The organism is Streptococcus parasanguinis, assembly GCF_047465465.1.
In the GTDB taxonomy this organism is placed as follows: Bacteria; Bacillota; Bacilli; order Lactobacillales; family Streptococcaceae; genus Streptococcus; species Streptococcus parasanguinis_AI.
Genome location: NZ_JASGZU010000001.1, coordinates 402,096 through 424,065 on the forward strand (window position 1 = coordinate 402,096; position 21,970 = coordinate 424,065).

Annotated in this window: 25 protein-coding genes; all 25 read left to right on the top strand. The window is 43.5% G+C overall.

The features are described 5' to 3' along the window. Nucleotides 1–5: 5 nt before the first annotated feature. On the top strand, nucleotides 6–812 hold the full coding sequence (locus QM351_RS02080; protein ID WP_414326345.1) for a dihydroorotate dehydrogenase electron transfer subunit: 807 nt from the start codon (nucleotides 6–8) through the stop codon (nucleotides 810–812). Nucleotides 813–821: 9 nt separating this feature from the next. Beyond that, nucleotides 822–1,760: a dihydroorotate dehydrogenase gene (locus QM351_RS02085; RefSeq protein ID WP_315377310.1), complete on the top strand. Its 939-nt coding sequence runs from the start codon at nucleotides 822–824 to the stop codon at nucleotides 1,758–1,760. 179 nt (nucleotides 1,761–1,939) lie between these two features. Next, on the top strand, nucleotides 1,940–2,632 hold the full coding sequence (pyrF, locus tag QM351_RS02090; RefSeq protein WP_013903499.1) for an orotidine-5'-phosphate decarboxylase: 693 nt from the start codon (nucleotides 1,940–1,942) through the stop codon (nucleotides 2,630–2,632). A 145-nt stretch (nucleotides 2,633–2,777) separates the two neighbouring features. After that, on the top strand, nucleotides 2,778–3,410 hold the full coding sequence (pyrE, locus tag QM351_RS02095) for an orotate phosphoribosyltransferase (protein ID WP_214259581.1): 633 nt from the start codon (nucleotides 2,778–2,780) through the stop codon (nucleotides 3,408–3,410). A gap of 60 nt (nucleotides 3,411–3,470) precedes the next feature. Beyond that, the gene (locus tag QM351_RS02100) at nucleotides 3,471–3,593 is read left to right on the top strand and encodes a hypothetical protein (protein WP_414326348.1); all 123 of its coding nucleotides are present in this window, start codon (nucleotides 3,471–3,473) and stop codon (nucleotides 3,591–3,593) included. Further along, complete coding sequence (locus tag QM351_RS02105; RefSeq protein WP_414326350.1) at nucleotides 3,553–4,152, top strand: hypothetical protein; 600 nt, start codon at nucleotides 3,553–3,555, stop codon at nucleotides 4,150–4,152. The genes QM351_RS02100 and QM351_RS02105 overlap by 41 nt, the downstream gene beginning before the upstream one ends. A gap of 56 nt (nucleotides 4,153–4,208) precedes the next feature. Further along, nucleotides 4,209–4,700, top strand: coding sequence for a DUF3592 domain-containing protein (locus QM351_RS02110; protein WP_414326352.1), 492 nt, complete (start codon nucleotides 4,209–4,211; stop codon nucleotides 4,698–4,700). A 148-nt stretch (nucleotides 4,701–4,848) separates the two neighbouring features. Then, nucleotides 4,849–6,354 carry a glycosyltransferase family 39 protein gene (locus tag QM351_RS02115; protein ID WP_414326354.1) on the top strand — a complete coding sequence of 502 codons (1,506 nt, stop codon included), beginning with the start codon at nucleotides 4,849–4,851 and terminating at the stop codon, nucleotides 6,352–6,354. A gap of 130 nt (nucleotides 6,355–6,484) precedes the next feature. Further along, on the top strand, nucleotides 6,485–7,138 hold the full coding sequence (locus tag QM351_RS02120; protein ID WP_414326356.1) for a uracil-DNA glycosylase: 654 nt from the start codon (nucleotides 6,485–6,487) through the stop codon (nucleotides 7,136–7,138). A gap of 9 nt (nucleotides 7,139–7,147) precedes the next feature. Beyond that, nucleotides 7,148–7,612, top strand: a complete 465-nt coding sequence (locus QM351_RS02125) for an NUDIX hydrolase (RefSeq protein ID WP_414326357.1) — start codon at nucleotides 7,148–7,150, stop codon at nucleotides 7,610–7,612. A gap of 11 nt (nucleotides 7,613–7,623) precedes the next feature. Beyond that, nucleotides 7,624–8,892, top strand: coding sequence for a dihydroorotase (locus QM351_RS02130; RefSeq protein WP_414326358.1), 1,269 nt, complete (start codon nucleotides 7,624–7,626; stop codon nucleotides 8,890–8,892). 14 nt (nucleotides 8,893–8,906) lie between these two features. Continuing rightward, nucleotides 8,907–9,749, top strand: coding sequence for an SGNH/GDSL hydrolase family protein (locus QM351_RS02135; protein WP_414326360.1), 843 nt, complete (start codon nucleotides 8,907–8,909; stop codon nucleotides 9,747–9,749). Continuing rightward, nucleotides 9,718–10,350 carry a YpmS family protein gene (locus tag QM351_RS02140; RefSeq protein ID WP_414326362.1) on the top strand — a complete coding sequence of 211 codons (633 nt, stop codon included), beginning with the start codon at nucleotides 9,718–9,720 and terminating at the stop codon, nucleotides 10,348–10,350. The genes QM351_RS02135 and QM351_RS02140 overlap by 32 nt, the downstream gene beginning before the upstream one ends. Nucleotides 10,351–10,783: 433 nt before the next feature. Beyond that, the gene (locus QM351_RS02145; protein WP_414326364.1) at nucleotides 10,784–12,346 is read left to right on the top strand and encodes a 2-isopropylmalate synthase; all 1,563 of its coding nucleotides are present in this window, start codon (nucleotides 10,784–10,786) and stop codon (nucleotides 12,344–12,346) included. A 12-nt stretch (nucleotides 12,347–12,358) separates the two neighbouring features. Next, a complete protein-coding gene (gene leuB / locus QM351_RS02150) occupies nucleotides 12,359–13,396 on the top strand; it encodes a 3-isopropylmalate dehydrogenase (RefSeq protein WP_414326366.1) in 1,038 nt (345 codons plus the stop codon). Nucleotide 13,397: 1 nt separating this feature from the next. Continuing rightward, the gene (locus QM351_RS02155; RefSeq protein WP_150905996.1) at nucleotides 13,398–13,676 is read left to right on the top strand and encodes a DUF1294 domain-containing protein; all 279 of its coding nucleotides are present in this window, start codon (nucleotides 13,398–13,400) and stop codon (nucleotides 13,674–13,676) included. A 24-nt stretch (nucleotides 13,677–13,700) separates the two neighbouring features. After that, nucleotides 13,701–15,083: a 3-isopropylmalate dehydratase large subunit gene (gene leuC, locus QM351_RS02160; protein WP_024055810.1), complete on the top strand. Its 1,383-nt coding sequence runs from the start codon at nucleotides 13,701–13,703 to the stop codon at nucleotides 15,081–15,083. 11 nt (nucleotides 15,084–15,094) lie between these two features. After that, nucleotides 15,095–15,685, top strand: a complete 591-nt coding sequence (leuD, locus tag QM351_RS02165) for a 3-isopropylmalate dehydratase small subunit (RefSeq protein ID WP_414326368.1) — start codon at nucleotides 15,095–15,097, stop codon at nucleotides 15,683–15,685. 98 nt (nucleotides 15,686–15,783) lie between these two features. After that, the gene (locus tag QM351_RS02170) at nucleotides 15,784–16,569 is read left to right on the top strand and encodes an L-threonylcarbamoyladenylate synthase (protein ID WP_414326370.1); all 786 of its coding nucleotides are present in this window, start codon (nucleotides 15,784–15,786) and stop codon (nucleotides 16,567–16,569) included. A gap of 378 nt (nucleotides 16,570–16,947) precedes the next feature. After that, a complete protein-coding gene (locus QM351_RS02175; RefSeq protein ID WP_414326372.1) occupies nucleotides 16,948–17,313 on the top strand; it encodes a hypothetical protein in 366 nt (121 codons plus the stop codon). A gap of 56 nt (nucleotides 17,314–17,369) precedes the next feature. Beyond that, a complete protein-coding gene (locus QM351_RS02180) occupies nucleotides 17,370–17,780 on the top strand; it encodes a hypothetical protein (protein WP_414326373.1) in 411 nt (136 codons plus the stop codon). A gap of 367 nt (nucleotides 17,781–18,147) precedes the next feature. Then, nucleotides 18,148–18,924, top strand: a complete 777-nt coding sequence (locus tag QM351_RS02185) for an SDR family NAD(P)-dependent oxidoreductase (protein WP_414326375.1) — start codon at nucleotides 18,148–18,150, stop codon at nucleotides 18,922–18,924. Then, a complete protein-coding gene (locus QM351_RS02190) occupies nucleotides 18,921–20,063 on the top strand; it encodes a glycosyltransferase (RefSeq protein WP_414326377.1) in 1,143 nt (380 codons plus the stop codon). The genes QM351_RS02185 and QM351_RS02190 overlap by 4 nt, the downstream gene beginning before the upstream one ends. Next, nucleotides 20,056–20,712 (top strand): hypothetical protein, encoded by a 657-nt coding sequence (locus QM351_RS02195; RefSeq protein ID WP_414326378.1) that lies wholly within the window; start codon nucleotides 20,056–20,058, stop codon nucleotides 20,710–20,712. Before QM351_RS02190 ends, QM351_RS02195 begins: the two co-directional genes overlap by 8 nt. Beyond that, the gene (locus tag QM351_RS02200; protein ID WP_414326379.1) at nucleotides 20,672–21,955 is read left to right on the top strand and encodes a glycosyltransferase; all 1,284 of its coding nucleotides are present in this window, start codon (nucleotides 20,672–20,674) and stop codon (nucleotides 21,953–21,955) included. Before QM351_RS02195 ends, QM351_RS02200 begins: the two co-directional genes overlap by 41 nt. The last annotated feature ends 15 nt before the right edge of the window (nucleotides 21,956–21,970 follow it).

The following is a 21,970-nucleotide window of genomic DNA, read 5'->3' on the forward strand; positions in this document are numbered from 1 at the left end:
TATCAATGGTCAGTGACAGTTGTAAAAAACGCTTTGGCAAAATCATGATGGAGGAGATGGAGCTGGTTGCTCAAGAAGAGATCGCTCCCCGTATTTATTCTATGATCTTGAAGGGGGAAATGGTGGCGCAGATGCTGCCAGGTCAATTCCTTCATATCCGCGTCCCTGATGGCTCCAAGCTCCTTCGCCGTCCGATTTCAATTTCTGAGATTGACCGTAAGACACAGACGTGTCGCTTGATATACCGCATCGAAGGTGGGGGGACAGCTATCTTTTCCCAATTGCCAATCGGTAGCAAACTCAGTGTCATGGGGCCTCAGGGAAATGGCTTTGATCTCAACGATCTCGGCCAAGGTCAGAAAGCCTTGATTATTGGAGGTGGGATCGGTGTTCCTCCTTTGGTCCAAGTGGCCAAACAACTCCACCAACAAGGGGTGGAAGTTGAAGTGGTTGTCGGCTTTGCGACCAAAGAAGCCGTCATTTTGGAAGAAGAACTTTCTCAGGTGGCTCATGTCACTGTAACGACAGACGATGGGACTTATGGCACTAAGGGCTATGTCTCGACGGTCATTGATCAGATGGAGCAGGAGTTTGACGCTATCTATTCTTGTGGAGCACCTGGAATGCTCAAATATGTCAATACCAAATTCCATGATCATCCCCGTGCCTATATTTCTATGGAATCGCGTATGGCTTGTGGGATGGGGGCTTGCTACGCCTGTGTAGTGCATCTGGAAAATGAAAGCCAAGCGGCCAATAAGCGCGTGTGTGAAGACGGACCGGTCTTTGAAACCGGTACGATTGTGATGTAGGAGGACCTTATGACAGAAAATCGACTAGCCGTATCCTTACCTGGTTTAGACTTGAAAAATCCGATTATTCCGGCATCTGGCTGTTTTGGCTTCGGTCAGGAATATGCCAAATACTATGACTTAGACCTGCTTGGATCCATCATGATCAAGGCGACAACTGCTGAGGCTCGTTTTGGTAATCCAACGCCACGTGTCGCTGAGACGCCTGCCGGCATGCTCAATGCCATTGGGCTCCAAAATCCAGGCATAGACGTGGTCCTGGCGGAAAAACTCCCTTGGTTGGCCCAGCATTATCCAGATCTACCGATTATCGCCAACGTAGCCGGCTTCTCCAATGAAGAGTATGCAACGGTATCTAGGAAGATCTCGCAAGCACCAAATGTCAAGGCCATTGAGCTCAATATCTCTTGTCCAAACGTAGACCATGGGAACAACGGCCTCTTAATCGGGCAGGTTCCTGAGTTGGCCTATGCGGCTGTGAAAGCAGCGGTAGAAGCGTCCTCCGTCCCTGTCTATGTCAAGTTAACGCCTAGCGTGGCAGACATCACGCAGGTCGCAAAAGCAGCAGAAGATGCAGGGGCGACTGGCTTAACCATGATCAATACCTTGGTCGGAATGCGCTTTGACCTCAAGACTGGTAAGCCCATCATCGCCAATGGAACCGGAGGCATGTCGGGTCCAGCCGTTTTCCCAGTTGCTTTGAAACTCATCCGTCAGGTTGCCCAATCCACTAAACTTCCGATTATCGGAATGGGAGGTGTCGATTCAGCCGAAGCAGCCATTGAAATGATGATTGCAGGGGCCTCTGCGATTGGAGTTGGAACCGCTAATTTTACCGATCCTTATGCATGTCCAACCATCATCGAAGATCTGCCACAGGTCATGGATCGATACGGTATTGACACCCTTGAGAACTTCCGTAAACATGTACGGGAAAATCTACTGTAAATCCTTGACTTTTCACAAATATCGTACTACAATAAATAAAAACCTTTAAAGCAGTCCAGAGAGGCTCCTAAGGTCTAGACGGTGAATCATGGTAGTTGTTCCTACCTAATTTTCGTGTAACCTTGCCTCGTGCAAGGTTTTTTTGTAGACAAAATGATCAATCAAAAAAGGAGTAATCCATGCGTGAAGAACGTCCTATTATCGCCCTTGACTTCCCAGCTTTCGAGGATGTCAAAAACTTTTTAGAGCATTTTCCAGAAGACGAAAAATTATTTGTAAAAATCGGAATGGAATTTTTCTATGCAGTTGGTCCTGAAATTGTACATTACCTCAAAGGGCTTGGACACAGCATTTTCCTTGATTTAAAATTGCATGATATCCCAAATACAGTCAAATCAGCCATGTCCGTACTGGGGACTTTCGGAGTAGATATGGTGACAGTTCACGCAGCTGGTGGTGTAGAGATGATGCGCGAAGCCAAGGCAGCTCTTGGTGAAGGAGCTAAATTGGTAGCCGTGACCCAGTTGACTTCTACCAGTGAAGAAGACATGCGTGATTGCCAAAACATCCAAACAACGGTCCAAGAGTCTGTAGTTAATTATGCTCGCAAGGCCCAAGAAGCAGGCTTGGATGGCGTTGTCTGTTCAGCCCATGAAGTAGCCTTGATCAAGGATGCCACTTCATCAGACTTTGTCTGTGTAACACCAGGGATTCGTCCTGCTGGAGCTGAAATCGGCGACCAAAAACGGGTCATGACGCCACAAGAAGCTCATAAAATTGGATCTGACTATATTGTCGTTGGACGCCCAATCATCCAAGCAGAAAACCCATGGGACGCTTACCATGAAATTAAGAGACAGTGGAATAGTTAAGAACGTCTTGAAGCACAGCTTCTTAGACGTTCTACGGAAAGTTCGATGGGATCTTTCCTAAACTATTCACTAACCTGAAATGTTGTTGTTTAAATCAAAAAATGATTTAATTCGTATATGATTAAAATCGTAAAAAGGAGTCATCATGTCATTAGCTAAAGATATTGCTAGCCATCTTTTGAAAATCGAAGCGGTTTATTTGAAACCAGAAGAACCTTTTACTTGGGCATCTGGGATCAAATCCCCAATTTATACAGATAACCGTGTAACACTCGCTTATCCAGAAACTCGCACCTTGATCGAAAATGGATTTGTAGATAAAATTAAGGAAGCTTTCCCTGAAGTAGAAGTGATTGCAGGGACAGCAACTGCTGGGATTCCTCACGGAGCTATTATTGCGGACAAGATGAATTTGCCATTTGCCTACATCCGTAGCAAACCAAAAGACCACGGTGCTGGTAATCAAATTGAAGGCCGTGTACCACAAGGTCAAAAGATGGTCGTAGTGGAAGATTTGATTTCTACTGGTGGATCTGTCTTGGATGCTGTCGCAGCTGCCAAGCGCGAAGGGGCGGATGTCCTTGGTGTCGTAGCTATCTTCACCTACCAATTGGAGAAAGCTGATAAGAAATTTGCGGAAGCTGGCGTTCAACTTGAAACCTTGTCTAACTATACAGAATTGATTCATTTGGCAGAAGAACAAGGTTACATCACTTCTGAAGGTTTAGAGTTGTTACGCCGTTTCAAAGAAAACCAAGAAACTTGGCAAAATAAATAATTCAACTGAAGCGTTTCTAACGCTTCTTTTTTATACTCTTTTCACTAGTTGGTGGTTAACTTGAATCTCAAAGTAAAATCCGGTATGATAGTAGTAATTGTTTTTATGGATGAAGGAAAAACTATTTTTAAGGGAGAAGAAGATGACAAAAGAAGATTATTTGCAAATGAAGAAGGAATTTAAAATTAGATTTACAATTATTATCGTCCTAGGTATAATTGCTAGTGTATTTTATATTCAGATATTGCTTAGCCACTCTCGTGAAGTGCCCTTTTTTATAACCTGTCTTGGAACTCTCACCTTCATCAATCAGTCATTGATTGCACCTGTCTTTTATGAGAAAAAAGCAGCTGAGAAGGAACATCCAGAATGGAAGAATTTATCAACAAAAGGAGTAGAAATTCCTCAGGAAGAAATTCAAAAACGAAATGGGATATCGATCCTATCTTTCATCATTGTAATTGTTGGATTCTTCATGTTATACCGACCAGCTCCAAAAACGGATGTAGGAACTGAGGTAATAAAAACTAATAGCGAGATCCAGTCTGTACCAGAAAGTTCGACAGAAAAAGAATCTAGCTCGATCTCCAATTTAACTCCGAAAGATGTTCAAACCTTACAAGAATTGAAAGAAGAAATCGAATCCAATGCCCCATCAGATTCAAACTCACTAGATATAAACAAAGCAAAAGATCTTGCAGAAAAAGCGCAGCAACAGAATTGGTTGAAAAGGGGAGAGTAAGATGACTTTTCAAGTGGTTTGAAATCAACTAGTTTTTGTGAAAGGGTAAAAAACAAATGACAGTAACAACATTCTGGCTTAGTTTGGGCATTCTGACCCTTGTTTTCTTGATCATGTTGCTTATCTTTTACACCTTGTATCGTCGTGAAATTAAAGTGAAAACAGAATCAACCGCAAAAATTATGGGAGAAGTAGTTGCTTTTGATTCCAAAAATCAACCGCTTATTTCTCTGCCTGTGGTGGAGTATCAGGTCGGGGGCGAAAGATACCAAAAGACATTCACCTATGCTTATTTTAGGGAGACTTCTTCCAAATCTAGGCAGGCCAATGTTTTCGATAGAACCTATGTTCTTGGAGCCGGCAAAAATCTGGATTTGCGGATGATATTCCCAATCGGGTCTCCCATGACAGTCTTTTATAATCCAGTCGACCCACAGATCGGTTTTGTCGAACGATATGCCGGCTTAGTCGGTTTCTATAAAATCGGAATGATTCTAACAGTTGGAATTTATCTTGTATTATTATGTATTTTAATTCTAGTATTTTAGGTCTGTTAGTTAAGGTTAAGAGTTAAAAATTGCTTCGATAAAATGAGTATGTTTATAAATTACATTTTAGAACAACTTTTCTTTGCACTTTACAGTTGATAGTCAGTCCAAAACAGCAGAAATGCTGTTTTTTTGATATAATGGACCTATGTTATCGAAAAGTAAACGTATTCTATTTGGGATGCTTCATGTTGTCATGTTGCTGGTGATGGTCCACTGGTTCTTGATCAGTGTGACCTATCTGAGAGAAATTTCATGGCTAGCCATTTTAGGTGCTGGATTGCTATTTCTGCTAGCCTGGTTGAAACGCGATGGGCTAAAGAGTGCCTTTGCTTGGTTGACTCGGCATAAAAAAGGCTTCTTGCTTGGAGCGGTTGTCTTTCAGTTGATTGTTATGGTCTGTGCGGAGCTTTTTATCCGTCGGGATGCTGCAGTTGTTTTCAAAGGGGCTTTTGATCTTCTGAAGCAATCTTCCATAACCAACTACCTCAGTCGCAATCCCAATAACATTCCGCTCTTTCTTTACGAGAAGTTTTTCTATGTCTTATTTGGCTCTAGCGGTCTGTGGGTCATGCAGGCTCTCAATATCCTCTATGTCAATCTGGGAGCAGTCCTCTTGTACAAGCTGTCCCAGAAGCATTTCAATCAAAAAACGGCTGATCTAGCCTATCTCTTCTATGTGAGCTTGATCTGTTACTCGCCGTATTTCTATTCAATGTACACGGACATTCCGCCGCTTCCTTTGATCGCTCTTCAGTTATGGTGGGCCTTGGATCTCTTGAAGGAAGACCAAGCAAGCATCTCTTGGAAGAAGATAGTTGGCTTGGGCATCTTATCTGGCCTATCCATGTTGATCCGTCCAACGACAATTATTGTCATGATTGCCTTTTGGGCTGTGCTTTTCTTCAGAGGAAATTGGAAGGCCTTTGGAAAGATTGCTACGGTGACCGTGGTGATGACGGGCTTTGTCTTTGCAGGATTGAATACGGCGGTCAATCATCAAAGAGTTGTGCCGATCTTGAAACAAGAAGGGTTGGCTAAAGGACCGCTCTTGTTTATCAATCTGGGCTTGACAGATATGGGGCACAACCAAGAAGATATGAAAGAAGGCTTGCTAGCCTATATTGATGAGGATAAGCGCTCGGATTACAACAATGGCCTCTTTAAAAAAGAAAATGTGATCAAAGAAATCAAGCGCCGTCTTAAGGAGTACGGACCGTTCGGTTTGATCGGGCATATCTACTACAAGCAATCCTTGACGGTAGCAGAAGGGACCCTCGGTTGGCTTTACCGAGATGTAGAGTATGAGAAGACGCCTTTTATCAATCCTCTCTATGCACCTCTGACTAAAAATAATGGTTTGGCAAAATGGGTGCGGACCTATTTCCTCAGCATTGATCGACCGCAGTACAAGTATTATGAATTTGTGAAGCAGGTGATCTGGATCATCCTATCGGCTGGTTTGGTTGGAGCTTATCTCAAACGTCGAGATACAGATGAATTTAACTTCCTTTCCTTAGCGGTCTTTGGTGGTTTGCTCTTCTTAACCATCTTTGAAGGTGGGAAAACCCGCTACCTCATCCAATTCTTACCGCAAATTTTACTAGTCGCTTCGATCGGTCTAGCAGGATTTACCAAGAAAGAAAATACCTAAAAGCTCTGGCTTGTTTGACAGACAGAAATTGAGGTTGGACAAAAATGTCCAGCCTCTTTTTTATCCAGTGGATCTGCGCCAAATGTGGTATAATGGAAGGTAAGAATTTATTGGATAGCGGAGAGTTTCCATGCAGCATTCACCCTGGCATGAAGCCATCAAATCCCATCTTCCAGAAGGGTATTTTCACCAGATCAATGACTTTATGAATGAAGTCTACAGCAAAGGAGTGGTTTATCCACCGCGTGACAAGGTCTTTAAGGCCTTGCAGACGACAGAGATTGATCAGGTCAAGGTTTTGATTTTAGGCCAAGATCCCTACCATGGACCGGATCAAGCGCAGGGCTTAAGTTTTTCTGTTCCGGATCATGTACCAGCGCCGCCGTCTTTGCAAAATATTCTCAAAGAATTGCGCTCAGATATTGGAGAGAAGCGTTCCCATGATCTGACCTCTTGGGCAGAGCAAGGAGTGCTCTTGCTCAATGCCTGTTTGACGGTGCCTGCTGGTCAGGCCAATGGCCATGCAGGACAAATTTGGGAGCCTTTCACAGATGCTGTGATCAAGGTGGTCAATGAGTTGGAGGAGCCTGTTGTCTTTATCCTCTGGGGATCTTATGCCCGTAAGAAAAAGCCTCTGATTACCCACGATCGACATTTGGTCCTTGAATCAGCTCACCCGAGTCCCTTATCGGCCTACCGAGGATTCTTTGGTTCCCAACCCTTTTCAAAAACCAATGAGTTTTTGAAAGAGGCGGGACGTGAGCCGATTGATTGGTTAAGATAGGAGAAAGAAATGCCACAATTAGCAACGATTTGTTACATTGACAATGGGAAAGAATTTCTCATGCTGCATCGTAATAAAAAGCCCAATGATGTCCATGAAGGTAAATGGATCGGAGTTGGTGGAAAATTAGAACGCGGGGAAACCCCTCAGGAGTGTGCGGCGCGTGAGATTTTTGAGGAGACGGGCCTTAGAGCCAAGCCAGTCTTGAAAGGGATCATTACCTTTCCAGAGTTTACTCCAGATTTGGACTGGTACACCTATGTCTTCAAGGTAACAGATTTTGAGGGAGAACTGATCGAGTGTAACGAAGGGACCTTGGAGTGGGTACCTTATGATCGAGTTCTCTCAAAACCAACCTGGGAAGGGGACCACACCTTTGTCGAGTGGTTGTTGGAGGATAAACCCTTCTTTTCAGCAATGTTTCGCTATGACGGCGACCGCTTGTTAGAGTCGCATGTTGATTTTTATGAATAAAGGAGAATGCAATGGTTGTCATTAAAAATGGTCGCGTAATGGATCCCAAGACTGGCTTGGATCAAGTCTGTGATCTTCGCATTGAAGGAAAGAAAATTGTAGAGATCGCTGAGAACCTCCGAACGGATGGGCAAGAAGTCCTTGATGCTACTGGTCTGGTTGTGGCACCTGGTTTGATCGATGTACACGTGCATTTCCGCGAACCCGGTCAAACTCATAAAGAAGACATCCATACGGGTGCCTTAGCCGCAGCTGCTGGTGGTTTTACTCGAGTGGTCATGATGGCCAATACCAATCCGACCATTTCAGATATTGCGACCTTAGAGGAAGTCTTAGCTTCTGCAGCCAAGGAAAATCTTCACATTCATACGGTTGCGACGGTAACTAAGAACTTTGACGGTCAACACCTTACAGATTTCGAAGGACTGCTTAAGGCCGGTGCAGTAGGATTTTCAGATGATGGGATTCCCCTTCAAAGCACTAAGGTTGTCCGTGAAGCCTTGGAAGAAGCTAAGCGTCTAGGGACCTTTATTAGTCTTCATGAAGAAGACCCTGAGTTGAATGGCATTCTTGGTTTGAATGAGAACATTGCCAAGGAACACTTCCATGTCTGTGGTGCGACGGGTGTAGCTGAATATTCAATGGCTGCGCGGGATGCCATGATTGCCCATGCGACAGGTGCTCACCTCCATATCCAACACCTTTCCAAGGAAGAAAGTGTCAAGGTGGTGGAATTTGCCCAAGGATTAGGAGCTCATGTGACGGCAGAAGTGGCACCTCAACACTTTTCGAAAACAGAAAGTCTGCTCTTGACTAAAGGAAGCAATGCTAAGATGAATCCACCTCTTCGCTTGGAATCTGACCGTCTAGCAGTGATTGAAGGCTTGAAGTCAGGCGTTATCTCCGTGATTGCGACGGACCACGCGCCTCACCATGCGGATGAGAAGAATGTCCCTGATATTACCAAGGCACCATCTGGCATGACTGGGCTTGAAACCTCTCTTTCTCTTGGTTTGACCTACTTGGTGCAAGCAGGACATTTGAGCCTGATGCAATTGCTTGAAAAGATGTCCTATAATCCAGCACGTCTTTATGATTTTGATGCTGGTTATATTGCAGTGGATGGACCGGCAGATTTGACCATCTTTGATCCAGAAGCAGATCGTCTGGTATCGGATCATTTCGCTTCAAAAGCGGGCAATTCACCATTTGTGGGCGAAACATTAAAAGGGAAAGTTGCTTATACAATCTGTGATGGACAAGTGATTTTTCAAGGATAAGCGATCGTATTCATATGAATCTTAAAAAAATGATGCAAGGCTTGGTTTTCTTTTTAACCAGCCTTCTTGTCTTTGTCTTTCTATTTCGTGCTCTGTTACCAACTGCGTCCCCTCGCATGACCAAGCCCAAATCGGCTACGAAAGAAATCACCTATACTTATGTAGCTCTAGGTGATTCACTGACCGAAGGAGTAGGGGATAGCACCAATCAAGGGGGATTTGTGCCCATCCTTGCCCAAAGCCTGTCCAATGAAAATGACGGCCAGTACCAGCCTGTCAACTATGGAGTAGCTGGGAATACAAGTGCTCAGATCTTAGATCGACTCAAGAAGCAAACAGACCTTCAGAAGGATCTCAAGAAGGCGCGTGTCATGACCTTAACGGTTGGAGGAAATGATCTACGCAAAGTCGTTGTCGATCATCTGAGTGATTTTTCTCTATCAGATATCCGAAAACCGCTCAAGAATTATACAGCTAACCTCAAAGAAATTATCACAAAGGCCAGAAAGGACAATCCCCATCTTCCCATTTATGTAGTGGGGATCTACAATCCTCTTTACCTGAATTTTCCTGAATTAACCAGTATTCAGACGGCTGTAGATCGTTGGAATGAGACGACGGAAGAAACCATCGCGCAATTTGATCAGGTCTATTTCGTTCCGATCAATGATCTGCTATATAAAGGAATTGATGGCAAAATGGGCGTGTCAGAAATTAGTGACGGGAAGACAACTGTTATCAATGATGCCCTGTATGAAGAGGATAGTTTTCACCCTAACAATATGGGCTATGAAAAGATGAAAGAAGCAATATTGGAGAAAATCAATGCCACGAAGAAAACTTGGAGTCAAAAATAATCCCATAAAAGAGAAGATCCCCTTCCTTCAAAAAATTAATATTTGGAAATGGTTATTTTTAGGTTTAGTCAGCCTTCTCTTAGCCTTCGCTATAGTCGTGCAAGGACGCTTAGCGACGCCAAGGGAAGATGTCAGTCAGCTTCATCAAGCAGTTGGCACCAAAGATGTCAAAGTTGGAACTATGACAACGACTCGTGATCAACTCAATGATACCATCAAATCGCTTCTGAAAAAATATAAGCTGTCCGACTACAAGGTCTATGCGGACAATCAGCAAATCCTATTAGAAGGACAGTTGAGTATCTTGGGGAAGGATTATCCCTTATATATTTACTTTCAACCATCCAAATTGGAAAACGGGAACATCCTCTTGACGGTGAAGGATTTTTCAGTCGGAACTTTTCAAATTCCACAAAGAATGGTTTTGCAGCTCTTGAGCAAGAATAAAACTATTCCAGATTTTATCCAGATTTCGCCAAAGCAGTCTACTATCACCATTGTCTTACCAGAAATTGACAATGACTTTGGAATCTATGTCAAGGCCAATACCATTGATCTCTATAATGACAAGATCGTTTTTGATTTGTATCAGAAGAAGTAGGGCGAAAGAGGCTATTCAAATTGAATTCACAATCATCTTAAAAAATTTCCTTAGGTTCAATAATTCCGAGTGCTAGAAACAATAGTGTTTCTAGCACTTTTCTCATGACGGGAAGTTTCTAAGATGACTATATCCTCAATCTAACTAGAACTGAAAGCTTTATTTTGTTTCTATTCAAAAAATTCAGAATATTACAGAAAATTCTTGACATTGCTTTTTCCCTATGCTAAAATACTAAACAAGACATTGAACAAAGGAGAAAGTCAAACATGAAAACAGCTAAGTTTATTCAATTTGCTTTGTTGTTGAGGTATAAGGGCTAGTGCAGAAGCATTAGTCCTGTTTGGCTTACCAAGCGGGCAAAAACATCTCGCTTGGTTAACCGAGTGAGATGTTTTTCTTTATATCCACTACATAGAAATGAGGAGACCCTATGCGTAAAGTTGAATTTTTAGATACCAGCCTTCGGGACGGTGAACAGACTCCAGGAGTCAATTTCTCAATTAAAGAAAAGATTGCCATTGCCAAGCAATTGGAAAAATGGGGCATTTCTGCTATTGAAGCAGGTTTTCCTGCAGCTAGTCCGGATTCCTTCACAGCTGTTCAAGAGATTGCCAAGGTCTTGACCAAGACAGCCGTGACAGGTTTGGCCCGTTCTGTCAAATCAGATATTGATGCTTGTTATGAAGCCTTGAAGGATGCTAAGTATCCACAAATTCACGTCTTTATCGCAACCAGTCCGATTCACCGGGAGTTTAAACTCAACAAGACCAAGGAAGAAATCCTTGAAGCCATCAAAGAGCACGTTTCTTACGCTCGCTCAAAATTTGAAATTGTTGAATTCTCGCCAGAAGATGCGACCCGGACGGAATTGGATTTCCTCTTGCAAGTTGTCCAGACTGCAGTCGATGCAGGGGCCAGCTATATCAACATTCCTGATACAGTCGGTTTCACGACACCAGCGGAGTACGGTGCCATTTTCAAGTACTTGATTGACCATGTCAAGACAGATCGCGAGATTATCTATTCTCCTCATTGCCATGATGACCTAGGTATGGCGGTGGCCAATAGCCTCGCTGCTGTTAAAAATGGTGCCCGTCGTGTTGAAGGAACCATCAATGGCATCGGGGAGCGGGCCGGCAATGCGGCGCTTGAAGAAGTAGCAGTTGCTCTCAATATTCGTGAAGACTATTTCCAAGTGGAGAGTCAGATTGTCCTTAATGAAACCATCAACACCTCTGAGTTGGTTTCTCGTTACTCTGGTATTCCAATTCCTAAAAACAAGGCGGTTGTTGGTGGCAATGCCTTCTCACACGAGTCTGGGATCCACCAAGATGGAGTCCTTAAAAATCCTCTTACCTATGAAATCATCACACCTGAATTGGTGGGTGTCAAGAGCAATAGTCTCCCGCTTGGAAAATTATCTGGTCGCCATGCCTTTGTCGAAAAACTGCATGAGTTGGGACTGGATTTCACAGAAGAAGATATCAAGCCATTGTTTGCTAAGTTCAAATCTCTGGCAGATAAAAAACACGAGATCACAGATGCCGATATCCGCGCCCTTGTAGCCGGTACAGCAGTGGAAAATCCAGAAGGATTCCAATTTAACGATCTCCGCTTGACAACCAATCCAGACGAAACGATTACAGCAGCAGTTAGCCTCCGCAATGAAGAAGGGGAAGTGCTCGAATTCCTTGCCAATGGTCAAGGGTCGGTTGAAGCGATCTTTAATGCGATTGATAAATTCTTCAACCAAACTGTTCGCTTGACATCTTATAATATCGATGCAGTGACTGATGGGATCGATGCCCAAGCCCGTGTCTTGGTATCAGTGGAAAATATCGATACAGATACGATTTTCAATGCATCTGGTTTGGACTTCGACGTATTGAAAGCCTCTGCCATCGCTTATATCAATGCCAACACGCTGGTTCAAAAAGAGAATGCGGGTGAGATGGGACGAGCTGTCTCCTACCGGGATCTTCCACAAGCCTAAGAGGAAATGAACATGACAAAGAAAATTGTAACACTTGCAGGAGATGGGATTGGCCCTGAGATCATGGTTGCTGGACTGGAGGTCCTCGCAGCCGTCGCTCCAAAAATCGGCTTTGATTATAGTCTTGAAGACAAACCTTTTGGGGGAGCTGGAATTGATGCTGCTGGCCACCCACTTCCCCAAGATACTCTAAAAGCAGCTAAAGGAGCGGATGCTATTCTTCTCGCAGCCATCGGGAGTCCTGAATATGACAATGCTCCTGTTCGTCCAGAACAAGGCCTGCTCGCTATTCGCAAGGAATTAAATCTCTTTGCCAATATTCGTCCTGTACGGATTTTTGACGCCTTGAAACACTTGTCTCCTTTGAAACCAGAGCGTATCGAGGGTGTCGACTTTGTAGTAGTGCGTGAATTGACAGGTGGGATTTACTTTGGAGAGCATATCTTGAAAGAAGATACAGCGCGCGATATCAATGATTACAGTGCAGAAGAAATTCGTCGGATTATGCGCCAAGCCTTCAAGATCGCGCAAGGACGTGGCAAGAAAGTGACCAGTATCGATAAGCAAAATGTTCTGGCAACCTCTAAATTGTGGCGCCAAGTGGCAGAAGAAGTTGCCAAAGAATTTCCAGATGTGACCTTAGAGCACCAGCTTGTCGATAGTGCGGCCATGATCATGATTACCAATCCAGCCCGCTTTGATGTCGTAGTGACAGAGAATCTATTCGGAGATATCTTATCTGACGAATCCAGCGTCCTTCCTGGAACACTAGGCGTGATGCCATCTGCCAGTCATTCCGACCAAGGACCAAGTATGTACGAACCGATTCATGGTTCAGCACCTGATATTGCAGGTCAAGGCATTGCCAATCCGATTTCCATGATTCTGTCCGTTGCTATGATGCTCCGAGACAGTTTTGGAGAAACAGCAGGTGCAGAAATGATCGAAGAAGCCGTCAATCAAACCTTGAATCAAGGAATCTTGACACGGGATCTAGGTGGTCAGGCTTCTACTGCAGAGATGACTGCAGCCATTATTGGGAATCTCTAAGATGACTTGGAGAGATCGCTGTTTAGTGCTAATCGCTATTTGGAATAGTATCGTATTTCTGACCTATGGTTTAGATAAGCGAAAAGCTATCCAAAACAGGTGGCGGATTCCTGAAAAGGTCCTGTTACTCGAGAGCTGGCTGCTTGGTGGATTTGGAGCTCTACTAGGTGGATATCTTTTTCACCACAAGGTGCGGAAATGGTATTTTCAAGCCACCTGGTGGGGCAGTAGCCTTCTTTTAGCAGGTGTCCTCTTTCTAATCCTTCAATGGATTTCCTAATAACAAGATAAATGGAGAAAGACAATGAGTGGAAAATCTATCTTTGATAAACTTTGGGACCGCCACGTGATTACAGGAGTGGAAGGACAACCCCAACTCATGTATGTGGACCAACACTACATCCACGAAGTGACGAGTCCGCAAGCCTTTCAAGGATTACGGGATGCAGGACGCAAGGTTCGACGACCTGATTTAACCTTTGGAACCTTTGATCACAATGTTCCAACGGTCAATATTTTTGATATTCGTGATGTGATTTCAAAAGCCCAAATTGATAAATTAGCTGAGAATGTGGTGGACTTTGGGATTGATCATGCTGCCCATGGTTCTGCTAAGCAAGGAATCGTTCATATGGTGGGCCCTGAAACCGGTCGGACACAGCCTGGAAAATTTATTGTCTGTGGAGACAGCCATACTGCAACTCACGGAGCCTTTGGTGCCATTGCCTTTGGGATTGGAACCAGTGAAGTGGAGCATGTCTTTGCCACCCAAACCATCTGGCAAGTCAAACCAAAGAAAATGTTGGTTGAATTCACCGGAACCCCACAAAAAGGGATCTATTCAAAGGATTACATCCTAGCTTTGATAGCGCGCTACGGTGTTGCTTGTGGAGTTGGCTATGTCGTAGAGTATCGGGGAGAAGCAATTGATCGCTTGACCATGGAAGAACGCATGACCATCTGTAACATGTCGATCGAGTTCGGGTCCAAAATGGGGATCATGAATCCAGATGAGACGACCTTTGACTACCTCCGGGGACGCGAATGTGTGCCAGATGATTTTGAGGCCGCAGTAGCTGATTGGAAGACTATAGTCAGTGATGACGATGCCGTTTATGATAAGGTCATCCGTATGGATGTATCTGATCTTGCTCCGATGGTGACTTGGGGGACCAATCCTTCTATGGGAGTGGACTTTGAGACTCCATTTCCAGAGATTCGGGACATGAATGATGAACGGGCTTATCATTATATGGATCTTGAACCTGGCCAAAAACCAGCAGACATTGAATTAGGCTATATCTTTATCGGTTCTTGTACCAATGCGCGTCTCAGCGATTTGGAGTTGGCAGCCAAGTTTGTGAAAGGCAAAAAAATTGCGCCAAACTTAACTGCTATTGTGGTACCTGGCTCTCGTCCAGTTAAGCAAGCCGCTGAAAAATTAGGCTTAGACAAGATCTTCATGGATGCGGGCTTTGAATGGCGTGATCCAGGATGCTCCATGTGTCTAGGAATGAATCCAGACAAGGTTCCAGATGGCGTCCACTGTGCTTCTACTAGCAACCGGAACTTTGAAGATCGTCAAGGATTTGGGGCTAAGACCCATCTCTGTAGCCCAGCAATGGCTGCAGCAGCAGCAATCGCTGGTCGCTTTGTCGACGTGCGACAAATGCCAGAAGTCGAGTAAAAGGAGGAAGCATGGAGAAATTTACCATTTATACAGGAACTACGGTTCCTTTGATGAACGATAATATTGATACCGACCAAATCCTCCCCAAGCAATTCTTAAAGTTGATTGATAAAAAGGGTTTTGGGAAATACCTTATGTATGCTTGGCGCTATTTGGATGACCAATATACTGAGGATCCAGATTTTATCTTTAACAAGCCAGAATACCGCAAGGCGACCATTTTGATCACTGGTGACAATTTTGGGGCTGGTTCCTCTCGGGAGCACGCAGCCTGGGCTTTAGCTGATTATGGCTTTAAAGTCGTTATCGCCGGATCCTTCGGAGATATCCATTACAATAATGAGCTCAATAATGGCATGCTGCCGATTGTCCAACCACTAGAGGTTCGTCAAAAATTGGCAAGTTTGAAGCCGACAGATCCAGTGACGGTAGATTTGGAAGAGCAGAAGATACTCTCGCCTGTTGGAGAGTTTCGCTTTGAGATCGATCAAGATTGGAAGCACAAATTGCTCAATGGTTTGGATGATATCGAGATTACGCTTCAGTACGAAGACTTGATCGCAGCTTATGAGAAGAATCGGCCAGCCTACTGGCAATGATAAAATTGTATATCAAATTACGAATTTTCTGAAAATATATTGAATTTGAGACTATTTTTTGATACAATACTAAAAAGAATAGAAAAGGAAAGAGACTTATGACAAAACACATTCAATGGGACGGACAACTTTCACAAGAAGGATTTGATATTCTTAAAGGAGAGGGTGGCTGTATCGTCTGCCCTACCAAAGTTGGCTATATCATCATGACCAGTGACAAGGCTGGCTTGGAACGGAAGTTCGAAGCCAAAGAACGTAACCGCAACAAACCAGGTGTGGTTCTCTGCGGAAGCATGGATGAACTTCGTGCCCTTGCGCAATTGAATCCTGAAATCGAAGCTTTCTACCAAAAACATTGGGATGAAGATATCTTGCTTGGTTGTATCCTTCCTTGGCGTGAAGATGCCTATGCAAAGTTGCAAGCTTTCGGAGATGGACGTGAAGAACTCATGACAGACGTTCGTGGAACTTCATGCTTTGTCATCAAATTTGGTAAAGCTGGTGAGCAAATCGCCAAAGAAATGTGGGAAAAAGAAGGCAAGATGGTTTACGCTTCTTCAGCCAACCCTTCCGGTAAAGGAAACCGCGGGAAGGTTGAAGGAATCGGTGAGCGTATCGAAGGTGCTGTGGACTTGGTCATCGAAGCCGATGATTATGTAGCTTCTATCCAACCAGACAAGACCATTGAAAATCGCTATGAACAAGGCGTGATGGTCTCTATGGTTGATGCGGAAGGAAAATTGATCCCAGAACAAGGAGCAGGTAGCCGTTCTGTCAATACTTGTCCAGTTGTGATCCGTAAAGGATTGGATATTGATAAGATCATGATGCACTTATCTGATCATTTCAACTCTTGGAACTATCGCCAAGGGGAATACTATTAAGAAACAGAAAAAAGCATTCTATTTGGGATGCTCGGATTGAAGACAAAGTTATCTTAGAAACTTTCCTTAGGTGAGTACGGACGTCAGCGAACTTCTACGAAGTTCCATGACTTAGTTTTGGACCTAAGGTTCCAAAACTCCCGTGTGCTAGAAACAATTTTGTTTCTAGCACTTTTCTCACGGCGGAAAGTTTCAGTGTATATTGTATGAACTTGATGATATTTATCATTTTAATTTTTTTCAGCATTCCTTAACCTGTCTTATGTAAAAATCAGATTGTCAAAATTTTAAAGCATTCCATTTGGGATGCTTTTTTTGTGAAAGGATAAAAGATGGTATAATAGAGTTAAACTTTGTTCCAATAGAAGGGGAAGTGGTATGGTCTCCAGAAAAGCATTTATCCATAAAGCCAATCAGGAAGGATTTTCCTTCAACATCCAAATCCCATGGTGGACGTACAATAACTTCAAGTCATTAGTTTGGAGAAAAAGGCTCTCTGAGGAGCAACTCTATCAGATCTTTCTTTTACTTTGTAGAGAGGTAGAAGACCGGCAAATGCAGGCAGTAGCCGATAAGAGAAAGTATCAGACCGGATTTTATATAGTCGCATGCAATGGTCGCGAATTTCGCTTTGAGTTTGCTTTTAAAAAGAACCAAGAACTAAGAGTTTATAATCTTTTTGAGACCGTCAATGGTCGCAAGAAACTCACCCTGATGGACCTGCTTGATTACATAATGGATTGACGATGTATAGAAACAATAAGGGTTCACTAAAGATTGATAAAAGAAAGAGTAGTTCTATGATTTCAAGAGATGCATTTTTAGAAAGAATCAACCAAGAGGGATTCTCATTTAGCATTGAAATCCCGCGCAGAAATTTTTCGGATTTTACATCATTAGTTCGGAGAAGAAGAATTTCAGAAGAAGACCTCTATCAGCTGTTTTATGACTATTGTCAGGAGCTAGAAAACTGTCTAAAAGAAGCGGGAGATAAGCGACGCTTGCTCTTCAATAAGTTTCCAGTTAGCCCCGTTCATGATAAATATAAAACGAAATTTGATACTGTGGCACCGAACGGTCGTGAGTTTCGCTTTGATTTTGTCTTCAGTAACGACAATCGTTTAAAAGTTTATCACATCATCGAAACTGTTAATGGTCGTAGGAAAAAAACACCTATGGAAATACTGATGGACTTAGTCGATGCTTTATAGTGGATACTGATCTAAGAGAAATCTTATGAGATACCTATTTCTTCTTGATTCCATTGGGCCTAGTGACTATAATGAATGAGTTTAATAAAGCTACAGGTAGACTCTTGTTCCTCTGCTTGTTTGCCCTTACTTTTTTATGTTGGTACTATTTGTAATCATCACTGCTCCAGTAGTTTTATTGAACCGACCTTTCCTATTTGATCGCCTAATAGCTAGTAGTTATTGAAGTACGGTTGGGAAATAGACAAAAGACAAAAGGACTCTATTTTTACGTTAGAGACCTTTTTGACAAGTAGGGGTTGAACTGTAAAGCTGGAGAATGGTAGTAAGAGTTTTCTAACTGGTTGAAATTTGGTACACTAGAGCTATGAAGATAGAAGATACTATAAAAAAAGCAATCATTTTAGGCGCTACAGGAGGGATTGGCCGGCAGCTAGCGAAAGAACTGGCACAACGTTTGGAGCATCTGATCTTAGTCGGTCGAGATGCTGACAAACTCTCCCAAGTCCAAAAAGAACTAACTGGGAGTAAGGCGCAGCTTTCAATCCTAACATTAGATATGCTAGATCAAGTGGCTCTAGAAGCTTTTGTAGAGAGTCTAGATGCTGATCTTCTCGTCAATTGTGCGGGACTAGCCTATTTTTCCCTAGGATGTGACCTTGATTCAGCCAGTGAGCAAGACCTCTGGCAGGTCAACTACCATAGTCCAGTCCAGCTAATCAAGCAGGTGGTGCAAAAGAATCAGAAGATCAAGCTGGTCCAGCTGTCTTCGTTGGCAGCTCTTTTTCCTCATCCCTATCTAGCAGCCTACAGTGCTAGCAAGGCTGCCTTGCAGACCTACACTCTTGCTCTCCAGGAGGAACTGAGGCAATCAGATTCCCAGGTCCAGCTACGTCTCTATATTCTTGGACCAGTCCAAACAGCTATTTTTCCTCCCAAACTAGTAGAAGCATTGGGAGGTGGTAGCTTGCAGATGAAGCCTGAGAAAGCTGCTCAGCAGTTGATCCGATTCATAGAAAGGGATACTTCCTATGCTGTTATCGGCCTTCGCTATCGCTTGCTAGTTTGGCTAGGTCGCCTGCTTCCCCAAAGGTGGATCATCCGTCTCCTTGCTATATATTTAAAAAAGGGACTGAATAGATGAAATTCATATTTATATTTTTAGCCGTTACTTATCTTTTCTTATTTCTCATCCGTTGGTTGCTGTCCTTCACTTATTATAAAAGAGGTCAGGCTCATATTGCGGACTTCCCAGAAGAGCTTTTTACGGTGGTCCAACCCATCCTCTCAGGGGATCCTCGTTTAGAAAGTGATTTGCGGGCCAATCTCCAGCAAACTGAAGCAGTAGAATTCTACTGGTTGATTGATCAGTCTGATATAGAAGCCCAGCGAGTAGCAGATCGGATTTGTCAAGACGCATCCTTTGCCCACCGCATTCGAATTTTTCTCATTGAAGACGTCCCTCAGGGGATTAATCCCAAGAGTTACAAGATTGAGCAGGTTGTAGAGGAGCTGACCCGGCCTTATCTGATTGTTTTGGACGATGATAGTGTCATTGATTTTTCTAAAATGGGTGAGCTAACTGCCCATCTGGGTCAAGAGGTCATTCTGACAGGTATTCCTTATAACCAGGAGAGAAGCAATTTCTGGTCTAAGCTGGTCGCAGCATTTGTAAATGGCAATTCTTTTATTACCTATTTTACCATGGCAGAAGTTGAGGCGAATCACTCCATCAACGGGATGTTCTATATCCTACCGGTAGAACTTGCAAAAGGCCAGAAGCTCTTCACAGCGATTAAGGATTATCTATGTGATGATTTAGCCGTGGCTGATTTTTTAAGGAGTAAAGGGGTATCCATTATCCAAACACGGGTCACCTGTAATGTTCGAACGACTATCAAGGATGCCAAGCAATATTTGCTCCAGCTGAAGCGTTGGCTTCTCTTTAGCTCTATCTATCTCAAGGAACACCTGGACTGGAAGCTGTTTAGTCTCATAGGTTTACCGAGTTTTCTACCTCTTCCAGGTTTGATCTTAAGCCTCATTTTAGGATGGCCTTATCTTCTTCTAGCCTTAAGCTTACTGGTATTCAAGGCAGTATGGATGCTCCTCTATCGACAAAGCATCCTATCCAATCGCCTACACTTGGATGAAGTCATCTACGAAGTGCTGAATGATCTCCTGCTTCCTTGGCTGTTTGTCTATGTTCTGATGACTCCTCCTGTGATTAATTGGCGGGGGCGGAAGATTCGTGTGACGGACGGAAAGATTCGTTATGAGTAAGATGAAGTCCTATCTAGACCGTTTGTCTGCTTTATCTCTTGATTATACCATGCTAAAATCTAATCGCTTGGTTCTCTTTCTCAGTGGGAGCAGTGATGTCACTTGTGCCGGGCTGACAGCTGGGCAGCTAGACCTCCTCCATGCGATTTGTCCATCAGGTTATAGAGTAGTAGAGAGTAATTTTCCCTTCAATCAAGATTTTGAACATATACAATTTCCTCAAGTATCCCTAATGTCGGCTTCTGCATCCAATATCATCTACTATTGGCATACGATTTTGAACTCTCGCTTTCAAAAGCTCTTACAACAACACTTGTCTCCCTTACTGGAAGTGCAGGAGGTGGTTCTTGTTTGTAAGAGTTCAGGGGTTAATATGCTGACGCAGTGGCTTAGAAATGTAGGGAAGGAGGTATCCTTGCCAAGGTTGCGCGTGATAGCGCTTGGACCTGTTTCCCAGCTTCTCTTACGTCAAAAGGAGGTAGAGGTATTGGTTATCAAAGGCAAAAAAGATCCTTATTCACGAATTTTGGACCGCCATTCAGCGGATATCCAAGTGGATACGGATCATTATAGCTATGAATACAGAGAAGATGTGAAAGGAATCATCTATGACTGGATTAGACAAAGTGATAAAAATCGATGTGATTAGCGTCCCCTTTAGTGGTCATTTATTTCCGACTTTGACTTTGGTCAAGCCCTTGCTGGAGGATCCTCGTTTTCAGGTTCGAGTCATCACAGGTTTTCAGAAAAAGGCATTGGTTGAGCAGATTGGTTTTGACTGCCTTGCCTTGTTTCCTGACCGTCCGACAGTCATGGAAGATATAGCCAATACAGCCAAGCAAGCAAATCTCTTTATCATGTACCAACAATTAGGTGCTAATAGCAAACTGATTCCTGAAGTTTTCAACGAGATAAATCGAATTTGGGACTCTGAAGGACAACCAGACTTGATTATTGCAGATTTTGTAGCCGCTCCTGCTGGAGTTTTAGCAGATCGTTTGGGCATTCCCTGGATTACGACCATTCCAAGTCCAGTAGCGATCGAAAGTCGCACGACTACCCCTGCATATCTAGGAGGATGGAAACCGCACCAGGGGACCTTCTACAAGTGGAGAGATGCTCTGGGTAGGCAAGTCATCCGTCTAGCAAAGAAGGTTGGATTAGCGCTGGTTAAGAAGAATCTCGATACCCTACAGGATTTTAAACTCTACCGTGAAGATGGGACAGAAGCCATCTATTCTCCGTACTCAATCTTGGCTCTAGGCATGAAAGAGTTGGAGTTTCGAGATGATTTTCCATCCCAACTCAAATGGATTGGTTATCGCTGTCTCTCTTTTGACCACCTTCCTCAAGAACAGAAACAGTATTTTATGAGTTCTAAAAAGCGGGTCCTGGTCACTTGCGGCACTCATTTAAAATGGGAAAAAGAGCGGATGGTGGAGTTGGCAAAGCTTTTGAGCCAAGAACATCCTGACTATGTCTTTTACGTAACCCTAGGCGACCCTAGTGGTTTGGAGCATCCACCAAGGATGTTGTCAGATAATCTTCTGATTTTTGATTACCTTCCTTATTCAGATGTTCTAAATCAGATGGACTTTGCCATTCATCATGCAGGTGCTGGGATTTTGATGGGGTGTATCGAAGAGGGGATTCCTAGTCTGATTTTGCCCCAAGACTATGACCAGTTTGACAATGCGGTTCGGGCTGAGTTATTCCAAGTAGGATTGGTTTCTCGTAAAAAGACGAATTCCGAAGTCTTGCGTTTATTTAATGAATTGGTTTCTCGGGAAGATTGGTCGCACCTAAAGGATCTGGCTCAGAAAAGCAAAGCCTACCAGCCAACAAAGATTCTTTATCAAGAAATTGAGAGACTCCTGAAAGTGAAGTTATAGAAGAAAGAGGAGGGA